This window comes from Ruegeria sp. CG8 (assembly GCF_056537165.1).
Window position 1 is genome coordinate 90,441 of the sequence record NZ_JBQFRA010000006.1, and the last position, 16,367, is coordinate 106,807.

Sequence of the window (16,367 nt, forward strand, 5' to 3'; positions counted from 1 at the left end):
CTCCTTTCAGGGTTCGGTACGAAACGCGACTCGGCATGCCACATCGGCCGGTCGCGCGATCAGATGCGCCGTTTACGCAAGTTCGGTCATGCTGGCAAGGGGTTTTTGACCCGTTCGGGTGCTTTTTGCACCGGGGTCGGGAACCGGGGCAGCGGTGCCGCCCCGGTTGGTGTCATCAGTCGGCGAACTTGCGGATTTCGCCGCTTTTCAGTCGCGCGCTGTACGAGGCCAACTCCTGGCGCACCACTTTCATCAGGAAGTAGAGCGCAAAGACGTTGACCACGGCCATGGCAAAGATCGCCGCGTCCGAGAAGTCGATGACCGGACCCAGGTTGGCCGCAGCCCCGATCACCACGAAGACGCAGAAGATCAGCTTGAACGCCAGCTCCTTGGTGTGGCCCTCGCCGAACAGATAGGTCCAGGCCTTGAGGCCATAGTAGGACCAGCTGATCATGGTCGAGAAGGCGAACAGGATCACCGCGATGGCCAGGATGTAGGGGAACCAGCTGAAGGCGCTGCCGAAGGCGGCCGAAGTCAGGCTGACGCCCGAGTTGCCATCCACGGTTGCGATCGCCGTGCCCGCTTCGTTCAGCACGTACAGGCCGGTTGCCGGGTCGATCACCAACTGCTGGGTGATGATGATCACCAGCGCGGTCATGGTGCAGATCACCACGGTGTCGATGAACGGCTCAAGCAGCGAAACAAAGCCCTCGGTGATCGGTTCCTTGGTGCGGACGGCCGAGTGTGCAATGGCCGCCGAGCCAACGCCTGCCTCGTTCGAGAAGGCGGCGCGCTTGAATCCCTGGATCAGAGCACCGACCATGCCGCCGGCGACACCCAGACCGGTGAAGGCACCAGCGAAGATCTGACCGAAGGCCCAGCCGATCATGTCGGCGTTCATGATGATGATGACCAGAGCAGTGGCGACATACAGGATGCCCATGAACGGCACGACCTTCTCGGTCACGCGGGCGATCGACTTCAGGCCGCCCACGATGACCATGAACACCACGGCCGCGAAGACCAGGCCGGTGATCCAACCGGGATAGTCACCGACAATACCCGCGATCTGCTGGTGCGCCTGGTTGGCCTGGAACATGTTGCCCCCGCCCAGCGCGCCAAGGATACAGAAGATCGAGAACAGGACCGCCAGGATCTTGCCGCCGGGCAGACCCAGCTCGGCAAAGCCCTTGGACATGTAGTACATCGGGCCGCCCGAAACGGTGCCGTCTTCGTACTCGTTGCGGTACTTCACACCCAGCGTACATTCGGTGAATTTCGACGCCATGCCCAGAAGGCCGGCGAGGATCATCCAGAAGGTCGCACCGGGTCCGCCGATGCCGACCGCCACCGCGACGCCCGCGATGTTGCCCAGGCCGACGGTACCGGACAGGGCCGTTGCCAGCGCCTGGAAGTGACTGACCTCGCCCGCATCGTTGGGGTCGGAATAGTCACCTTTGACCAGGCTGATCGCATGGCTGAAGAACCGCATCTGCACAAAGGCGAAATACAGCGTGAACACCGTCGCGGCCACGACCAGCCACATCACGATCCAGGGAAAGCTCGTCCCCGGAAAAGGTGCGAAGATGAAGCTGACGAAGGGGCCCGTCAGATTCGCGAAGGCCTGGTTGATCTTTTCATCCAGACCGGGGGCCTCCTGCGCAAATGCGGGGTTGGCCAGCAGGGCCGCGGCCGCACCGGACAGGCCCAGGGTTTTGATCGATTTCATGTCTGCTCCTCCCGTCAGTTCACGACTGTGACCGGAACGTCGGCGTGCATGACCAAATTCTGGGTCGAACTGCCGAAGATTCGCTTTTTGATGCCGTCAGCCGAGGATCGTCCCACGACGATCTGCGATCCGCCGTTTTCGACCGTGATCGCGTTCAGCGTTTCGGCCACATCGCCATGGCGGACAATACCGCGGGCGCTGAAGCCTGCGGCCTTCAGGGCCTCGACGGCGGGTTCCACCACGCGGTTGGTGGCAAGCGCGATCTCCTCCTCGCGCCGCTTGTGCCGCAGGGCGTTTTCCTCGGGAGTTTGGAAAGTATAGGGCGACCATTCGATGACATAGGCAACCAGCAGTTCACACGATCCAATCCGACTTGCCAGATCTTTGGCAAAGCCGACCGCGCGATCCCCGGTTTCTGTCCCGTCCAGTCCTATGACAATTTTCGTTGTCATCTCGTTCCTCCGTTTTTGTTGATTTGGCCGGGGCCCGTGCCCCCGGCAGGGCAGCCGGAACCTGGAACTCGTTTTACAAGACTGCCCTTCGGTCAAGTATCAGGAAAAATCACTAGGAAAAGGAGATTTTTTCGGTCTATTTTCAGGAAAATATGCCGCCAGACCTCAAAAACGCAGGGAAATTGCCTGATGGACAGGGATTTGGATAAGATCGATCAACGGATATTGGCCGAGCTTGAGGCCAATGGACGCCTGCCAATAGTCGAACTGGCGGCCCGAGTAAACCTGACCAACACGCCGTGTTCGGAGCGGGTGAAACGGCTGGAAAAGAGCGGGTACATCACCGGCTACAGCGCGGTGATCGACAAGGAGAGGCTGGGACTGGGGCATTTGACGGTGGTGCAGGTTTCGCTGACGGCCACAGCCGAACACTCGCTGGATCGTTTCAACGAGGCCGTGCGACGGGTACCTGAAATCGAAACCTGCCTGATGGTCGCCGGATCATTCGACTACATGCTGACCGTGCGGACACGCGACATCACGCATTTCCGAACGGTTTTGGGCGACAAGATCAACAAGCTTCCGGGGATACACCAGACAAGCTCTTTCACGGTGATGGAGACCGTAAAAGAACCCGTCGGCGCCAAAGCAAGACCCGGCGGACCGGGTGGCTGATCCTATTCGGGATCCGTCGAGTAGATCAGACGCTCGTCGCAGGGGGCAACGCGCAGGATGTTTGTCGAGCCTGGCACGTTGAACGGGACACCGGCGGTCACCACGATCTGATCCGAGGCGCCGGCAAATCCGCTGGCACGCGCCGCGCGCGCCGCATTGACCACGGCGCTTTTGAACCGCTCGAGCTCGGGCGTCATCACGCAGTGACAGCCCCAGCTGAGGCACAGACGCCGCGCGGTACCCCGCAGAGACGTCATGGCGATGATCGGGACACCGGGACGCTCGCGGGCGGTGAGCAGTGCGGTGGTGCCGCTTTGAGTAAAGCAGCAGATCGCCTTGATGTCGGTCTTTTCGGCAATTTCACGGGCTGCGGCCACGATGCCGTCGGCAACGGTCGTTCCCTTGGTCTGGCGCGAGGCGTCGATGATCTGTTTGTATGTTGGGTCGGCTTCGACCTCGATCGCGACCTTGTTCATGGTCTGAACGGCCTCGATCGGATACGAGCCCGCGGCCGACTCGGCGCTCAGCATGATGGCGTCGGTTCCCTCATAGATGGCGGTGGCGACGTCCGACACCTCGGCGCGGGTGGGCATCGGGCTTTCGATCATGCTTTCCAGCATCTGGGTGGCAACGATCACCGGCTTGGCGGCGGCGCGGCACTTGCGGACCAGTCGCTTTTGAATCGGAGGCACGGCCGAGACCGGGAGTTCGACCCCCAGATCGCCACGGGCGACCATGATGCCGTCCGATGCGTCGAGAATTTCGTCGAACGCCTCGACCGCGGCGGGTTTTTCGATCTTGGACAGGATGGCGGCGCGGCCGTCGGCCAGGGCGCGCGCTTCGTACACGTCCTTGGCCCGCTGCACGAAGCTTAGCGCAAGCCAGTCGACACCCAGCTGGCAAACGAACTCCAGATCGTCCCGGTCCTTCTCCGACAGGGCCGCCAGCGGCAGTACTACGTCGGGCACGTTCACACCCTTGCGGTTCGAGATGGTCCCGCCGATTTCAACTTTGCAATCCGCGAAATCGGGGCCGCATTTCTCAACCACAAGCCGGATCTTGCCGTCGTTGACCAGCAGATGCGCCCCCGCTTCCAACGCCTGAAAAATCTCGGGATGCGGCAGGCAGACCCGGCTCACATCGCCCGGAGTTTCGTCCAGATCCAGACGGAACGCGGCACCTTCGACCAACTCTTCTGCATCATTCGCAAACACACCGACCCGCAGTTTCGGGCCCTGAAGGTCAGCCAGAATGGCGATCGGACTGTCGAGATCCTTTTCGATCTGACGAATGATCCGGTGGCGTTCACGGATTTCGTCGTGGCTGCCATGGCTCATGTTCAGGCGGAAAACATCGGCGCCGGCCTCGTGCAGAGCACGGATCATATCATAGTCGTTGGACGCCGGGCCCAGCGTCGCCACGATTTTCACATTTCTCAGGCGTCGCATCGATCTTGCTCTCCTTGATGGTCGAATGTTACCGCAAACAATGGTCGGTTTGCTTATTGCGCAATTCCCTTTCCGAGGCAACTGTCCTACACCTGCGGCAAACTAGATGACAGGCTCATGACATACACTCCGTTTTATGTGCACGGGGCGGATCGCCCGACCCGCTGGCTGATCACGTGCGACCATGCCACCAACACCGTACCGCCGCAGATCAATGGCGGCGACCTTGGCCTCCCGCGCGAGGACATGGAGCGCCACATCGCCTATGACGTGGGCGCCTACGAGGTGTCGAAACATCTGGGCGAGATCCTGAACGCGCCGGTGATCGCGGCCAATTTCTCGCGGCTGGTGATCGACCCGAACCGGGGCGAGGACGACCCGACCCTGCTGATGAAACTGTATGACGGGTCGATCATTCCGGCCAACCGTCACGCCGACGCCGCCGAGCGCGAACGGCGCCTGAACCTGTGCTATCGCCCCTATCACGAGGCGCTGGCCAAGATGGCCGCTCTGCCCCACGCCGTTGTCGTGTCGATGCATTCCTTCACCCGCCAGTTGCGGGGCCGCCCGCCGCGCCCCTGGCATGTCGGCATCCTGCACACCGCGGACGAGCGGTTCTCGGCCCCGCTGATCGACCGGCTGCGGGCCGAGGAGGATCTGTGCGTTGGCGTCAACGAACCCTATACCGGCGTGCTGCCGGGGGATGCGATCGACCGGCACGCCACCGCCTTTGGTCGCCCCAACGCGCTGATCGAGCTTCGCAACGACCTGATCGCCGATCATGCCGGGCAGCGCGCCTGGGCCGAGCGGCTGGCCCCAATCCTGAACGATGCGCTGGCCGCAAGCGGGCTGTAACGCTGGAAAAATCCGCGACCAAACGACGCCCGCGCCCTTGCGCGGCCCACGGGCAGCCCCCATTTTCCGGGGTGAAAGGAGGCCGTCATGACACCTGAAACCCTGACAGCCTTTTTTGGCTGGATGACCGTTCTGAACTTTGCGGTCCTGCTGCTGTCGACTCTGATGGTGGTGGCCCTGCAGGACCGCATCGCCGCCATTCACGGCCGCATGTTCCAGATGGACAAGGCCGAGGTCAGAAAGGCTTATTTCAAGTATCTGGCGAACTACAAGATCCTGACCCTGATCTTCTGCCTCATGCCCTGGATTGCCCTCAAGCTGGTCTGAACCGGCGCGCGTTGTGCAATGGCCCCGCGCTTGCTAGGTCTGGACCAAATCCCTTCAAACCGGAGCCCGCCCATGGACCGCCAGACCGAGATCGAACTTCAGGCCGCCGCTTTCCGCCGTCTGCAGAAACACCTGATGCAGGACCGCACCGACGTTCAGAACATCGACATGATGAACCTGGCCGGGTTCTGCCGAAACTGCCTGGCGCGGTGGTATCAGGAGGCGGCCAATGAAAAAGGCATCGAAATGGGCAAGGACGAAGCCCGCGAGATTTTCTATGACATGACCATGGATGAGTGGAAATCCAAATACCAGACCGAGGCCAGCCCCGAGAAACAGGCCGCCTTCAAGGTCGCGTTCGAAGAGAACGTGGGCAAAACAGACTGACGCCTTAACGAAAAGGCCCGCCAGATCGGCGGGCCTTTGCATTCAGATCGCTGCCTTCAGGCTTTCGTCCAGATAGATCTCGCGCAGCCGCGTGGCGATCGGGCCCGGCGTGCCGTTGCCCAGCACCACGCCGTCGATCTCGACCACAGGCATTACGAACGCGCTGGCCGAGGTGGTAAAGGCCTCGTCGGCTTCTTTTGCTTCGTCGATGGTGAACAGGCGCTCCTCGACTTCCATCTGCGCCTCGGCCGCCATTCGCAGTACCGCCTTGCGGGTAATCCCGTGCAGGATGTCGTTCGACAGCGGGCGGGTAACGATCTTGCCGTTCTTGACGATATAGGCGTTGTTGCTGGTGCCTTCGGTCACATACCCGTCTTCGATCATCCAGGCATCATCGCATCCTGCGGCCTTGGCCATCATCTTGCCCATGGAGGGGTACAGCAGTTGCACCGTCTTGATGTCGCGCCGGCCCCAGCGGATATCCTCGATCGAGATGATCTTGGCCCCTTTCTTCGCCGCCGGGTTGTCAGCCAGCCCGGGCTTGTTCTGGGTGAACAGCACCAGCGTCGGCTTGGTGTCTGCCGAAGGGAAGACAAAATCGCGGTCCCCATCGCTGCCGCGGGTGACCTGCAGATAGACCAGCCCCTCGTTGATACCGTTCAGCTCGACCAGCTTGCGGTGGATTTCGAGCAGCTCGTCCTTGGTGCAGGGTTCGGCCATCTGTAATTCGTCCAGAGACCGCTTCAGGCGCACCGCGTGACCCTCGAAGTCGATCAGCTTGCCGTCCAGCACGCTGGTCACCTCATAGACGGCATCCGCCATCAGAAAGCCTCGGTCGAAGATCGAGACCTTGGCTTCGGTCTCGGGCAGGTATTCGCCGTTCACGTAAACGGTGCGGGTCATGTCATATCCTTCTCGTCCTTGGTCTGCGCCCATTCCTCGCCTCAGCGCGTCACCCCCAGAGCGCCGCCTGCGGCGGGTGTACTCCGGCCTCGTCGAAAACCAGCGGGGTGTCGCGGTCTTCGGCCAACAGAAGCGGGCCGTCAAGGTCCGTCACCAGCGCACCCTGCGCCACCAGTGTCGCAGGTGCCATCGCCAAAGAGCTGCCGACCATGCAGCCTACCATGATGCCATAGCCCTCGGCCTGCGCTGCGCGGCGCAGTTCCAGCGCCTCGGTCAGACCGCCGGTCTTGTCCAGCTTGATGTTGATCACGTCATATTTGCCCTTCAGACCGGGCAGGCTGGCGCGATCGTGGCAGCTCTCGTCGGCGCAGACCGGCACCGGGCGATCGAGTCCGATCAGCGCCTCGTCATCGCCGGCGGGCAGCGGCTGTTCGACCAACGCGACGCCTAAACGCACCAGATGCGGCGCCAGATCGGCATAGACCTCGGCCGACCAGCCCTCGTTGGCATCCACGATGATCTTTGCATCCCGTGCCCCGGCTCGCACGGCCTCGAGCCGCGGCATGTCGTCGGGCGTGCCCAGCTTGATCTTCAACAGCGGACGATGCGCGTTCTTCGCCGCCTGCGCCCGCATGGCGTCGGGCGTGTCCAGCGACAGGGTATAGGCAGTGATCTCGGGTTTGGGCGCGGGCAGGCCGGCCAGTTCCCAAGCGCGCTTGCCCGCCCGCTTGGCCTCAAGGTCCCACAGGGCGCAATCGACCGCATTGCGCGCGGCACCGGCGGGCAGCAGGTCCATCAGCGACTGGCGCGTGAAGGCCTCTGGCAAACCGCGGATCTCGGCCTCGACCGACTCCAGCGTTTCGTCATACCGGGCATAGGGCACACATTCACCCCAACCCTGATGCGTCCCATCCGTCAGGCGCACCGTCAGTACTTTGGCCTCGGTCCGCGACCCGCGCGAGATGGTGAACACCTGCGCCAGCCGGAACACATCACGAGAGACGTCGATCTGCACGCGCGCCCTCCTTTGTTTTTGCAGTTTCCAGCGCCGGAGGCAGGTATCCCCGCCATCGGCGCCCCGGTTGGATCACATCGCGGCCAGCGCGTCCACCAGCTTGCCCGCGCCGAACCGGTACGGATCCGTGGTCGGCAGGCCCATCTCGGCCTCGACCTTGGCGATGTAGGCTTTCGCGTCCTCCTCGCTCAGGTGCTGCGTGTTGATCGACACACCCGCGACCTGACAGGCGGGGTTCGCCACGCGCGCCAAAGGCAGAGCCGTGTCGCGCAGTTGTTCCAGCGTCGGCAAGGAGTATTCCGGCAGACCGCGCATATGGGTGCGTGTCGGTTCGTGGCACAGAACCAGAGCATCCGGCTGACCGCCATGGATCAAAGCCATGGTCACGCCGGAATACGAGACATGGAACAGCGACCCCTGCCCCTCGATGTGATCCCAGTGATCGGGATCGTTCTCGGGCGTCAGGTATTCTACGGAACCGGCCATGAAGTCGGCCACCACGGCGTCAAGCGGAACGCCCTGCCCGGTGATCAGAATGCCGGTCTGGCCGGTTGCGCGGAAGGTCGATTTGTTGCCGCGCTTGCGCATCTCGGCATCCATCGACATGGCCGTGTACATCTTGCCCGCCGAACAATCGGTGCCCACCGCCAGACAGCGCTTGCCGCTGCGCTTGCGCCCGTTGGCGATCGGGTAGCCCACCGTGGGCACGCGAACGTCATGCAGCGTGCAGCCATGGGTCTGGGCCGCGGCCACCAGATCGCCTTCGTCGCGCAGCAGGTTGTGCAGGCCCGAGGCCAGGTCATAGCCCATTTCCAGCGCGGCGATCAGGACCTCTTTCCAGGCCTGGCTGATGACGCCACCGCGGTTCGCGACACCGATCACCAGAGTCTTGGCGCCGGCCGCCTTGCCTTCGGCCAGGGTCATGTCGGTCAGGCCCAGATCGGCCTTGCAGCCCTCCATCCGCAGCTGACCCACGGCGTTTTCCGGGCGCCAGTCCCGAATGCCGATCGCGACCTTGGCGGCCAGTTGGTCGGGGGCATCGCCCAAAAACAGCAGATACGGTGTCTCGATCATCGCGCACTCTCCTTTTCTTCCGCCCCAACCTATTGAAGGCCGTCAACGAGCGTTTCTCGTTTTCCTCCGACCTCCTGCATCTCGACCGGAGAATTTTGCAAGATTCCCCCGAACGGCGCAAAAAGCTTCGAAATTTTCAAAACGATGAAACTTTGACCCCCGCGTTCCGGGGGTTGCGCACAGCTTTCTGCAACAGCATTGCCGCAACTGCACAATCAGGCTTGCGCAGGGTCGCGCAATTTAATACCCAATTGCCAACTGAAATCGCAATTTCATTACCCAGCGAGGTGCCGATGAGCTTTCGTATCCAACCCGCCGCCCCGGCGCGACCAAACCGCTGCCAACTGTTCGGCCCCGGATCAAACACCAAGCTGTTCCCCAAGATGGCCGCCTCGGCCGCGGACGTGATCAACCTCGACCTCGAGGATTCGGTGGCCCCGTCCGACAAGGACACCGCCCGCGCCAACGTGATCGAGGCGCTGAACACCGTGGACTGGGGCAACAAGTACATGTCGGTGCGCATCAACGGGCTGGACACGCCCTATTGGTACCGCGATGTCGTTGACCTGCTGGAACAGGCCAGCGACCGGCTGGATCAAATCATGATCCCCAAGGTGGGCTGCGCCGAGGATGTCTATGCGGTTGACGCTTTGGTCACTGCGATCGAACGCGCAAAGGGCCGCACCAAGCCCATCAGCTTTGAAGTCATCATCGAATCCGCCGCCGGCATCGCCCATGTCGAGGACATCGCGGCCTCCTCTACACGCCTGCAGGCCATGAGCCTGGGCGCGGCCGATTTCGCCGCCTCGATGGGGATGCAGACCACGGGAATCGGCGGCACGCAGGAAAACTATTACATGCTGCGCGAGGGCCAGAAATACTGGTCGGACCCGTGGCACTGGGCGCAGGCTGCCATCGTGGCGGCCTGCCGCACCCATGGGGTGCTGCCGGTCGACGGTCCGTTCGGCGACTTCTCGGACGACGAAGGCTATATCGCGCAGGCGCGCCGTTCGGCGACGCTGGGCATGGTCGGCAAATGGGCGATCCACCCCAAGCAGATCGCGCTGGCCAATGAGGTCTTCACCCCGTCGGACGAGGCGGTGGCCGAAGCGCGCGAGATCCTGGCCGCGATGGAGCAGGCCAAGGCCAATGGCGAAGGCGCCACGGTCTACAAGGGGCGGTTGGTCGACATCGCCTCGATCAAGCAGGCCGAGGTAATCGTGGCGCAAGCCGAACTGATTGCCGCAAACGGCTGATGGGGAATTATGAGAAAAGGCGCCCGTTTTGTGCGCCTTTTCCTGACTTCGGTTGGCCTCAGCGGCCGAACACGTTGTTTGGGGTCCAGGTAAACTTCTCACCCTGCTTGCCGGATTTCATCATCAGGCAGGACGTTCCCAGCTTCTGGAAATAGATGATCTTCAGAGGGTACCAGCCCGCCTTTGGAACTTCGACTTCCGTGCGCTGGTTGGCTTCACACCCCTGGATCCCAGTGACTCGACCGATCTGCTGGCCACCGACATAGGCCTCGATCCCGTCATTGGACCAGGTTTCAAGCTCGTAAATTCCCGGAGAATCAAAGCGCATGTACCCGGTGATTTCAGCGGCAACATTGTAGGGGTCCGTGAATGTCAAAACCGGCTCGCCCTTGTTGGTGTCGGCATAGTCCAACCCGCGCAGTGGCTTGCCCGGCTTGGCCTTGGACAACACGCTTTTGGCCTGGCTCAGATCGCGGATCTTTCTCTGAGTACCCTGCCCCACATATTTCACGTTCAACCCCGCCTTGGGATTGGGCTGCGGGTTGGCGGGCTGCAATTTCAAAGGCGCGGCAAATGCGGCACCGGCGACAATCGCCATCACGGTCGCCAATGCGCCTGTCCGAACAAAACTCATGATCGTGTCTCCCTGACATCGCGCCCTGTTCGATCTGGTGCCGAATTTCTGGCGCTTTCAGGCTGACGATATTCCGGGATACATATGCCTGCAAGGTCCTTGCGGCAGTGGGCTCAAGCTCAGGCCCGCAGGTCTTTCGGGGATCCCATGACCACGTAAGACGTGATCGAAGTGACATGGGGCAAGGTGCCCAATACGTCGGTATGGAAGGTCTTGTAGGCCGACAGGTCGGCGCATTCCACCCGCAACAAGTATTCGATCGTACCGGTGATGTTGTGGCATTCGACCACTTCGGGCGCCAATTGCACCGCTTTTTCAAAACCTTCCTGGGCGGTCTTTGTATGCTCACCCAGTCCGACGCCGATATAGGCGACAAAACCGACACCCATCGCCGCAGGGTTCAAAACGGCGCGATACCCGCTGATAATGCCCGACCGCTCAAGCTCTTGAACCCGGCGCAGACAGGCTGACGGCGAAAGCCCTACGCGGTCCGCCAGTTCAAGGTTGCTGATCCGGCCATTCCGGGCCAGCTCTTGCAATATTTGCTGATTCTTGAGGTCAATATTCGCCATTTGTTGCAAGCTTTATGCAATCGAGCGCGAAATCGCAATTTCATTTGAGAAAACCTGGGCGATCTTTGCGCCATGACTTACGACATTCTACTTGCGCTGGTCGCCTTTGCCTTTGTCTCGTCCATCACGCCGGGACCGAACAATCTGATGCTTATGGCCTCAGGGGCGAATTTCGGGTTCCGGCGGACAATCCCCCATATGCTGGGTATCGGCCTGGGTTTCATGCTGATGGTTTTGTTGGTCGGCGCAGGGTTGGTGCAGGTGTTCGAAGCCTATCCCGTCAGCCACGTGATCCTCAAAATCGCGTCGGTGGCCTATCTGCTATTCCTCGCGTGGCGAATTGCCAATGCGGCTCCTGCCAAGGGCCCGGGACACGCCGGACGACCCATGACGTTTCTGCAGGCGGCGGCGTTTCAATGGGTGAACCCCAAAGCCTGGGCCATGGCGTTGACGGCAACGACCGCCTATGCCCCGGGCCAGACCCTGCAAGCCATTGCGCTGGTTGCCATTGTATTCGGCTGCGTGAATCTGCCATCTGTCAGCACCTGGACGGTTCTAGGCCAGCAGATGGCGCGCGTGCTGACCAACCGGCGACGTCTGACCGTGTTCAACTGGTCGATGGCGGTTCTTCTGGTGATTTCCTTGTACCCGGTGCTGTGGCCAGACTGAGGTCGCCTGACCGCGTACCTTTTCGCCACGCGCGGGAAACGCACCCCGACATGCGGTGCCGAGTTGCATCCGGGGCGACCTCGGGTCATATAGCGGAGAACTTTCGCGTTGAGAGGCGTCATGACCCAGTATCTGGATTTCGAAAAACCGCTGGCCGAGATTGAAGGCAAAGCCGAAGAGCTGCGCGCCCTGGCCCGCGCCAACGAAGAGATGGACGTTGCGGACGAAGCCGCAGCGCTGGACGCCAAGGCGGCCAAGCTGCTGGACGAGTTGTACAAGGACCTGACGCCCTGGCGGAAATGCCAGGTGGCCCGCCATCCCCAACGTCCGCACTGCAAGGATTATGTCGAGGCCCTGTTCACCGAATTCACCCCGCTGGCTGGCGACCGCAATTTTGCCGACGATCTGGCGGTCATCGGCGGCCTGGCACGGTTCAACGACCAGCCGGTGATGGTGATCGGCCATGAAAAAGGCTCGGACACCAAATCGCGGATCGAGCGCAACTTCGGCATGGCCCGCCCCGAAGGCTATCGCAAAGCCGTGCGCCTTATGGAAATGGCTGGTCGGTTTGGTCTGCCGGTGATCACCTTGGTGGATACCGCCGGCGCGTATCCGGGCAAGGGCGCGGAAGAACGCGGGCAATCCGAAGCGATCGCCCGTTCAACCGAGATGTGTCTGAAAATCGGTGTGCCGCTGGTGTCTGTCATCATCGGCGAAGGCGGCTCGGGCGGCGCGGTGGCCTTTGCCACGGCCAACCGGGTGGCGATGCTGGAGCACTCGATCTATTCGGTGATTTCGCCCGAGGGCTGCGCGTCGATCCTGTGGAAAGATGCCGAAAAAATGCGCGAGGCCGCCGAGGCGCTGCGCCTGACCGCGCAGGACCTTCAAAAGCTGGGCGTCTGCGACCTGATCATCCCCGAACCCAAAGGTGGCGCGCATCGCGACCGCCCGGCCACGATCGAATCCGTGGGCAAGGCGATCGCCAAGATGCTGAAGGATCTGAACGGCAAGGATGCCGCCGCGCTAATCAAGGACCGGCGTCAGAAGTTTCTGGACCTCGGATCCAAAGGACTGGCGGCCTGATCCGTCAACCACCCAAAGAGCGCAACAAGCTGACCGAGGGCACGCCCGTAACGGGCAGGCCCTTGGCTTGCTGATACGCGGTTATGGCCGCGGTGGTATTCTTGCCAATCACCCCATCAGCGCCTTGCGTGTCATACCCGGCAGCAGTCAGACGACGCTGCAACTCTTTGCGATCTTCCAGCGTCAGGCCGGTTTCGTCGGGCCCGAAAGACGCCTGAAAGGGTGCGCCACCGGCGATCCGATCCGACAGGTGCCCAACCCCGATCGCGTAGCTGTCCGAGTTGTTGTAGCGTTTGATCACCTGGAAATTGCGAAACACCGCTATGCGCGGCCCGGGTTTCTGCGGCTGCAGAATTGCAACCGGTGTGCCCGAATTTGCCGCTGCAGATCCGACTTCACCTCCCCAAGGCTGGCCCCGCACCCAACCCGCCCGCGACAGGTAGGCAGCCGTCGAAGCCAGCGAGTCCGTCGGATCGTCGGACCAGATGTCGCGTCGGCCGTCTCCGGTGAAATCCACTGCGTAGGCCAGATACGAGGTCGGGATGAATTGCGTATGCCCCATGGCACCGGCCCAGCTGCCGGTCATGTTCGCCGGCGACGTGTCACCGTTCTGAAGGATCTTCAACGCCGCAATCAGCTGGCTTTCGAAGAACGCCCCGCGACGCCCGTCATAGGCCAGCGTGGAAAGGGCCGAAATCACGGGCACATCGCCCCGCCGCTGCCCATAGCGGCTTTCCAGCCCCCAGACCGCCACCACGACCTCTTTGTCGACGCCATAGCGCGACTCGATCTGCGTGAGGGTGGCGTTGTGGCGTTGCAGCATCTGCTTGCCGGTACTGATCCGCTCGTCTGACGCGGCGATGGCCAGATAGTCTTCGAGCGAGCGCTTGAACTCGACCTGGTTGCGGTCGCGTTCGATCACATCTGGCAGGTAACCGGCCCCCTGAAACGCCCGGTCGATCGTCGCTTGCGAAATACCCTGCCCCGCCGCGCGCGCCTTGAAACTTGCAACCCAAGAATCCCAGCCGGCATTGGGCACTGCCCGCATTCGCGACGCAGTTGTTCCGGTTGGCGCGGACCCGCCCGCGCAGGCGCTCAGGAAACCTGCACCGAGGCCCAGTGAGAATGTGCGTCGATTGATCATGGCTGAAATCTGCTCTTGTTTGTTGTTGGCAGCAGCGTAGCGCAGCAAATGCCTTGAGGCTAGCTTCGCAACCGCCGCCCGTTTGGATTTCACACTTTGAGCAAAGGCCCGCTCAGCTGACCAGCAGGCGCAGACCCTGGGTCACATCCGATCGCACCGCCAACCGCAAACCCGGTTCGTCCCCCGCCTTCAGAGCGGCGATGATCAGCTTGTGGTAATGCGGCGGCTCGGTCCGTCGCAGGCGGCCATAAAGAGCCCGCATGGTCGGACCAAGCTGCAGCCAGACTGTTTCGGCCATCGCAAGCATGGCCGGAGCCTGCGCCCGCAGATAAAGCGTGCGGTGAAACTCGAGGTTCGTTCGGATGTAGCCGACCGCATCGCGCTTGGTCACCATTTCGGCCACGGTCATGTTGATGCTCTGCAACCGGTCGATCAGAGCCATATGCGCCCGAGGCAGCGCACGGCTGGCCAGCTCGACCTCCAGCAGGGCCCGCAGCGCGGCCAATTCTTCGATCCGGTCGTTGCTGAGTTCGGGCGTGGAGACCCGACCCGAGTTGGACAGAAACAGCGCCCCTTCGGCGGCCAGACGGCGAACGGCTTCGCGCGCCGGCGTCATGGACACACCGAACTCCTTGCCGATGCCGCGCAAGGTCAGCGCCTGACCGGGCGGGATTTCTCCATGCATGATTCGAGACCGCAGGGCGCGGTATACCTGATCATGGGTCGCGATCTGGGAGTCGGAGCTGCGGGTGGTCAACATCCCCTCATGTGATCACAAATCCCCGCGACGTCAACCGGCGGGCGCATCGAACCTGTAACGGTGCAGTTCGGCCCCATTGTCGCGCAGCCAGTGCCGGGCCGCTTTGTACGGCCCGAACAGGCGCTCGACCTGCGCCCAGAACGCCGCCGAATGGTTCATCTCGGCCAGATGCGCAACCTCATGAGCGGCGACATAGTGCAGGATTTCGGGGGGCGCCAAGATCAGCCGCCACGAAAACATCAAACCTCCCGCTGCACTGCACGACCCCCACCGCGACCGTGTATCGCGCATCGTCAGGCTAGAGTAGCCCCGCCCCAGCATGGCCGCATAGTCGTCGCAGGCTTCGGTCAGGCGATCACGCGCCAACTCTTTCAAAAAGCGGGCGAGGCGCCGCGCCTCGGCCCCTTCGGGCACCGCAACCTGATCGGCGTGTAAACTGACCCGGCGCCCCTCCGCCGGTACGATTCGCCTTGGCACACCTTCGACCGGCAGGGTTTCCCCGAAGCCGACCGACGCCGGAACGGGCCGCGCGCCAAGATGCTGGCGGATCCAGTCCTCCTTTGAGCGCGCAAAGCCGATCGCCTCGGATTCGGACACACCCTGCGGATAAGTCAACGTAACCCGGCCATCCAACTGGGAAATCCGCAGGCTTATGCGGCGTGCCCGCGCCGATTTGCGCAAGGTCAGCGCAACGGGAGGCTGTCCGGGCAATGAATGTCGCCCCATGGTGCGATCTCCTTGGCGCAAAGGCTTTGACAGTACCCGCCGCATGTGGCAGGTGACCTGAATCGTTGATACGACTCACCTGATATCAAGGGGAATTGACATGCCCAAGGAAGAATGGGGCGTAAAGCGCGTTTGTCCGACCACTGGCAAGCGGTTTTATGACCTGAACAAGGACCCGATCATCAGCCCCTACACCGGCGAGATCGTGGAATTGGAAACCGGCAAGAGCCGGATGATCGCAGCCGACGCCGAAGATGCAGCGTCGGTCAAGGCGCGCGAAGCCTCGTCCGATGACGAACTACTGGACGATGATGACGCAGTCGATGTCGATCTGGACGATGATCTGCTTGAGGACGACGACGAAGACAACGTCTCGTTGGACGACATCACCGACGTCGCGTCGGAAGACGAAGACTCGTGATCCGGCCGGGGCGGCGCAGGCTGCCCCGCGCCCCGACGCACCCCGTGCGCCGCGCATCTTTTTTCGCCGAATCCGATTTTTTGGTCTTGCACTCGCGCACGTCGTTTCATAAACGTCCGTCCACCGCACAGGCGGTACCGGAAAGGGGCCTTAGCTCAGTTGGGAGAGCGCTTGCATGGCATGCAAGAGGTCAGGGGTTCGACTCCCCTAGGCTCCACCAAATCCCCTACCATTGCA

Annotated in this window: 19 protein-coding genes and 1 tRNA gene; 9 read left to right on the forward strand and 11 right to left on the reverse strand. The window is 62.0% G+C overall.

The features are described from left to right. Nucleotides 1-175: 175 nt before the first annotated feature. Both ACR0EF_RS17390 and ACR0EF_RS17395 read right to left on the reverse strand, forming a co-directional pair. Nucleotides 176-1,729: an alanine/glycine:cation symporter family protein gene (locus tag ACR0EF_RS17390; RefSeq protein WP_170343362.1), complete on the reverse strand. Its 1,554-nt coding sequence runs from the start codon at nt 1,727-1,729 to the stop codon at nt 176-178. Nucleotides 1,730-1,743: 14 nt separating this feature from the next. Continuing rightward, nucleotides 1,744-2,181: a universal stress protein gene (locus tag ACR0EF_RS17395; RefSeq protein ID WP_170372650.1), complete on the reverse strand. Its 438-nt coding sequence runs from the start codon at nt 2,179-2,181 to the stop codon at nt 1,744-1,746. 189 nt (nt 2,182-2,370) lie between these two features. On the opposite strand from ACR0EF_RS17395, the gene ACR0EF_RS17400 reads away from it, so the two are divergent. Next, a complete protein-coding gene (locus tag ACR0EF_RS17400) occupies nt 2,371-2,856 on the forward strand; it encodes an Lrp/AsnC family transcriptional regulator (protein ID WP_170372648.1) in 486 nt (161 codons plus the stop codon). A 2-nt stretch (nt 2,857-2,858) separates the two neighbouring features. Here ACR0EF_RS17400 and pyk read toward each other — a convergent pair whose 3' ends face one another. Next, nucleotides 2,859-4,304 carry a pyruvate kinase gene (pyk, locus tag ACR0EF_RS17405; protein WP_170361425.1) on the reverse strand — a complete coding sequence of 482 codons (1,446 nt, stop codon included), beginning with the start codon at nt 4,302-4,304 and terminating at the stop codon, nt 2,859-2,861. A gap of 117 nt (nt 4,305-4,421) precedes the next feature. On the opposite strand from pyk, the gene ACR0EF_RS17410 reads away from it, so the two are divergent. The 3 genes from ACR0EF_RS17410 to ACR0EF_RS17420 all read left to right on the forward strand — a co-directional run bounded on the left by ACR0EF_RS17410 (nt 4,422) and on the right by ACR0EF_RS17420 (nt 5,873). Continuing rightward, entirely contained in the window at nt 4,422-5,159 is a 738-nt protein-coding gene (locus tag ACR0EF_RS17410; protein ID WP_170373305.1) for an N-formylglutamate amidohydrolase, read from the forward strand. A gap of 87 nt (nt 5,160-5,246) precedes the next feature. Further along, entirely contained in the window at nt 5,247-5,486 is a 240-nt protein-coding gene (locus ACR0EF_RS17415) for a DUF6868 family protein (protein ID WP_093965143.1), read from the forward strand. 72 nt (nt 5,487-5,558) lie between these two features. Next, on the forward strand, nt 5,559-5,873 hold the full coding sequence (locus ACR0EF_RS17420) for a DUF1244 domain-containing protein (RefSeq protein ID WP_170373306.1): 315 nt from the start codon (nt 5,559-5,561) through the stop codon (nt 5,871-5,873). 42 nt (nt 5,874-5,915) lie between these two features. Here the strand turns inward: ACR0EF_RS17420 and ACR0EF_RS17425 are convergent, their stop codons facing one another. From ACR0EF_RS17425 to dgcN, 3 genes are all read right to left on the reverse strand, one after another. Continuing rightward, nucleotides 5,916-6,776 (reverse strand): D-amino-acid transaminase, encoded by an 861-nt coding sequence (locus tag ACR0EF_RS17425; protein ID WP_170343360.1) that lies wholly within the window; start codon nt 6,774-6,776, stop codon nt 5,916-5,918. Between the two features lie 49 nt (nt 6,777-6,825). Continuing rightward, a complete protein-coding gene (dgcA, locus tag ACR0EF_RS17430) occupies nt 6,826-7,791 on the reverse strand; it encodes an N-acetyl-D-Glu racemase DgcA (RefSeq protein ID WP_170343359.1) in 966 nt (321 codons plus the stop codon). A gap of 72 nt (nt 7,792-7,863) precedes the next feature. Next, on the reverse strand, nt 7,864-8,865 hold the full coding sequence (gene dgcN, locus ACR0EF_RS17435) for an N-acetyltransferase DgcN (RefSeq protein WP_170373307.1): 1,002 nt from the start codon (nt 8,863-8,865) through the stop codon (nt 7,864-7,866). 293 nt (nt 8,866-9,158) lie between these two features. On the opposite strand from dgcN, the gene ACR0EF_RS17440 reads away from it, so the two are divergent. After that, a complete protein-coding gene (locus ACR0EF_RS17440) occupies nt 9,159-10,121 on the forward strand; it encodes an L-malyl-CoA/beta-methylmalyl-CoA lyase (protein ID WP_170373308.1) in 963 nt (320 codons plus the stop codon). 58 nt (nt 10,122-10,179) lie between these two features. Here ACR0EF_RS17440 and ACR0EF_RS17445 read toward each other — a convergent pair whose 3' ends face one another. Together ACR0EF_RS17445 and ACR0EF_RS17450 are read right to left on the reverse strand one after the other, a co-directional pair. Next, the gene (locus tag ACR0EF_RS17445) at nt 10,180-10,755 is read right to left on the reverse strand and encodes a PA14 domain-containing protein (protein ID WP_170361412.1); all 576 of its coding nucleotides are present in this window, start codon (nt 10,753-10,755) and stop codon (nt 10,180-10,182) included. Nucleotides 10,756-10,874: 119 nt separating this feature from the next. After that, the gene (locus tag ACR0EF_RS17450) at nt 10,875-11,327 is read right to left on the reverse strand and encodes an Lrp/AsnC family transcriptional regulator (RefSeq protein ID WP_170373309.1); all 453 of its coding nucleotides are present in this window, start codon (nt 11,325-11,327) and stop codon (nt 10,875-10,877) included. Between the two features lie 72 nt (nt 11,328-11,399). Here ACR0EF_RS17450 and ACR0EF_RS17455 point away from each other — a divergent pair, with 72 nt between their 5' ends. Beyond that, nucleotides 11,400-11,996 carry a LysE family translocator gene (locus ACR0EF_RS17455; protein ID WP_170373310.1) on the forward strand — a complete coding sequence of 199 codons (597 nt, stop codon included), beginning with the start codon at nt 11,400-11,402 and terminating at the stop codon, nt 11,994-11,996. 120 nt (nt 11,997-12,116) lie between these two features. Next, nucleotides 12,117-13,079, forward strand: coding sequence for an acetyl-CoA carboxylase carboxyltransferase subunit alpha (locus ACR0EF_RS17460; RefSeq protein ID WP_170372615.1), 963 nt, complete (start codon nt 12,117-12,119; stop codon nt 13,077-13,079). 4 nt (nt 13,080-13,083) lie between these two features. Here ACR0EF_RS17460 and ACR0EF_RS17465 read toward each other — a convergent pair whose 3' ends face one another. From ACR0EF_RS17465 to ACR0EF_RS17475, 3 genes are all read right to left on the reverse strand, one after another. After that, nucleotides 13,084-14,223 carry a lytic murein transglycosylase gene (locus tag ACR0EF_RS17465; RefSeq protein WP_170361404.1) on the reverse strand — a complete coding sequence of 380 codons (1,140 nt, stop codon included), beginning with the start codon at nt 14,221-14,223 and terminating at the stop codon, nt 13,084-13,086. A 112-nt stretch (nt 14,224-14,335) separates the two neighbouring features. Continuing rightward, nucleotides 14,336-14,983, reverse strand: coding sequence for a GntR family transcriptional regulator (locus tag ACR0EF_RS17470; RefSeq protein WP_093965127.1), 648 nt, complete (start codon nt 14,981-14,983; stop codon nt 14,336-14,338). A gap of 30 nt (nt 14,984-15,013) precedes the next feature. Further along, nucleotides 15,014-15,709: a M48 family metallopeptidase gene (locus ACR0EF_RS17475; RefSeq protein ID WP_254429025.1), complete on the reverse strand. Its 696-nt coding sequence runs from the start codon at nt 15,707-15,709 to the stop codon at nt 15,014-15,016. Between the two features lie 100 nt (nt 15,710-15,809). On the opposite strand from ACR0EF_RS17475, the gene ACR0EF_RS17480 reads away from it, so the two are divergent. Together ACR0EF_RS17480 and ACR0EF_RS17485 are read left to right on the forward strand one after the other, a co-directional pair. Then, nucleotides 15,810-16,130 carry a TIGR02300 family protein gene (locus ACR0EF_RS17480; protein ID WP_170342794.1) on the forward strand — a complete coding sequence of 107 codons (321 nt, stop codon included), beginning with the start codon at nt 15,810-15,812 and terminating at the stop codon, nt 16,128-16,130. Between the two features lie 144 nt (nt 16,131-16,274). Next, nucleotides 16,275-16,350 (forward strand) — tRNA-Ala (locus tag ACR0EF_RS17485). Nucleotides 16,351-16,367: the final 17 nt, after the last annotated feature.

Coding starts and splice junctions, on each gene's coding strand:
- ACR0EF_RS17470 (WP_093965127.1), bottom strand. CDS start 14,983: ATGTTGACCACCCGCAGCTCCGACTCCCAGATCGCGACCCATGATCAG.
- ACR0EF_RS17460 (WP_170372615.1), top strand. CDS start 12,117: ATGACCCAGTATCTGGATTTCGAAAAACCGCTGGCCGAGATTGAAGGC.
- ACR0EF_RS17410 (WP_170373305.1), top strand. CDS start 4,422: ATGACATACACTCCGTTTTATGTGCACGGGGCGGATCGCCCGACCCGC.
- ACR0EF_RS17465 (WP_170361404.1), bottom strand. CDS start 14,223: ATGATCAATCGACGCACATTCTCACTGGGCCTCGGTGCAGGTTTCCTG.
- dgcN (WP_170373307.1), bottom strand. CDS start 8,865: ATGATCGAGACACCGTATCTGCTGTTTTTGGGCGATGCCCCCGACCAA.
- ACR0EF_RS17480 (WP_170342794.1), top strand. CDS start 15,810: ATGCCCAAGGAAGAATGGGGCGTAAAGCGCGTTTGTCCGACCACTGGC.
- ACR0EF_RS17440 (WP_170373308.1), top strand. CDS start 9,159: ATGAGCTTTCGTATCCAACCCGCCGCCCCGGCGCGACCAAACCGCTGC.
- ACR0EF_RS17400 (WP_170372648.1), top strand. CDS start 2,371: ATGGACAGGGATTTGGATAAGATCGATCAACGGATATTGGCCGAGCTT.
- ACR0EF_RS17475 (WP_254429025.1), bottom strand. CDS start 15,709: ATGGGGCGACATTCATTGCCCGGACAGCCTCCCGTTGCGCTGACCTTG.
- ACR0EF_RS17455 (WP_170373310.1), top strand. CDS start 11,400: ATGACTTACGACATTCTACTTGCGCTGGTCGCCTTTGCCTTTGTCTCG.
- ACR0EF_RS17395 (WP_170372650.1), bottom strand. CDS start 2,181: ATGACAACGAAAATTGTCATAGGACTGGACGGGACAGAAACCGGGGAT.
- ACR0EF_RS17445 (WP_170361412.1), bottom strand. CDS start 10,755: ATGAGTTTTGTTCGGACAGGCGCATTGGCGACCGTGATGGCGATTGTC.
- ACR0EF_RS17450 (WP_170373309.1), bottom strand. CDS start 11,327: ATGGCGAATATTGACCTCAAGAATCAGCAAATATTGCAAGAGCTGGCC.
- ACR0EF_RS17415 (WP_093965143.1), top strand. CDS start 5,247: ATGACACCTGAAACCCTGACAGCCTTTTTTGGCTGGATGACCGTTCTG.
- ACR0EF_RS17420 (WP_170373306.1), top strand. CDS start 5,559: ATGGACCGCCAGACCGAGATCGAACTTCAGGCCGCCGCTTTCCGCCGT.
- pyk (WP_170361425.1), bottom strand. CDS start 4,304: ATGCGACGCCTGAGAAATGTGAAAATCGTGGCGACGCTGGGCCCGGCG.
- ACR0EF_RS17390 (WP_170343362.1), bottom strand. CDS start 1,729: ATGAAATCGATCAAAACCCTGGGCCTGTCCGGTGCGGCCGCGGCCCTG.
- ACR0EF_RS17425 (WP_170343360.1), bottom strand. CDS start 6,776: ATGACCCGCACCGTTTACGTGAACGGCGAATACCTGCCCGAGACCGAA.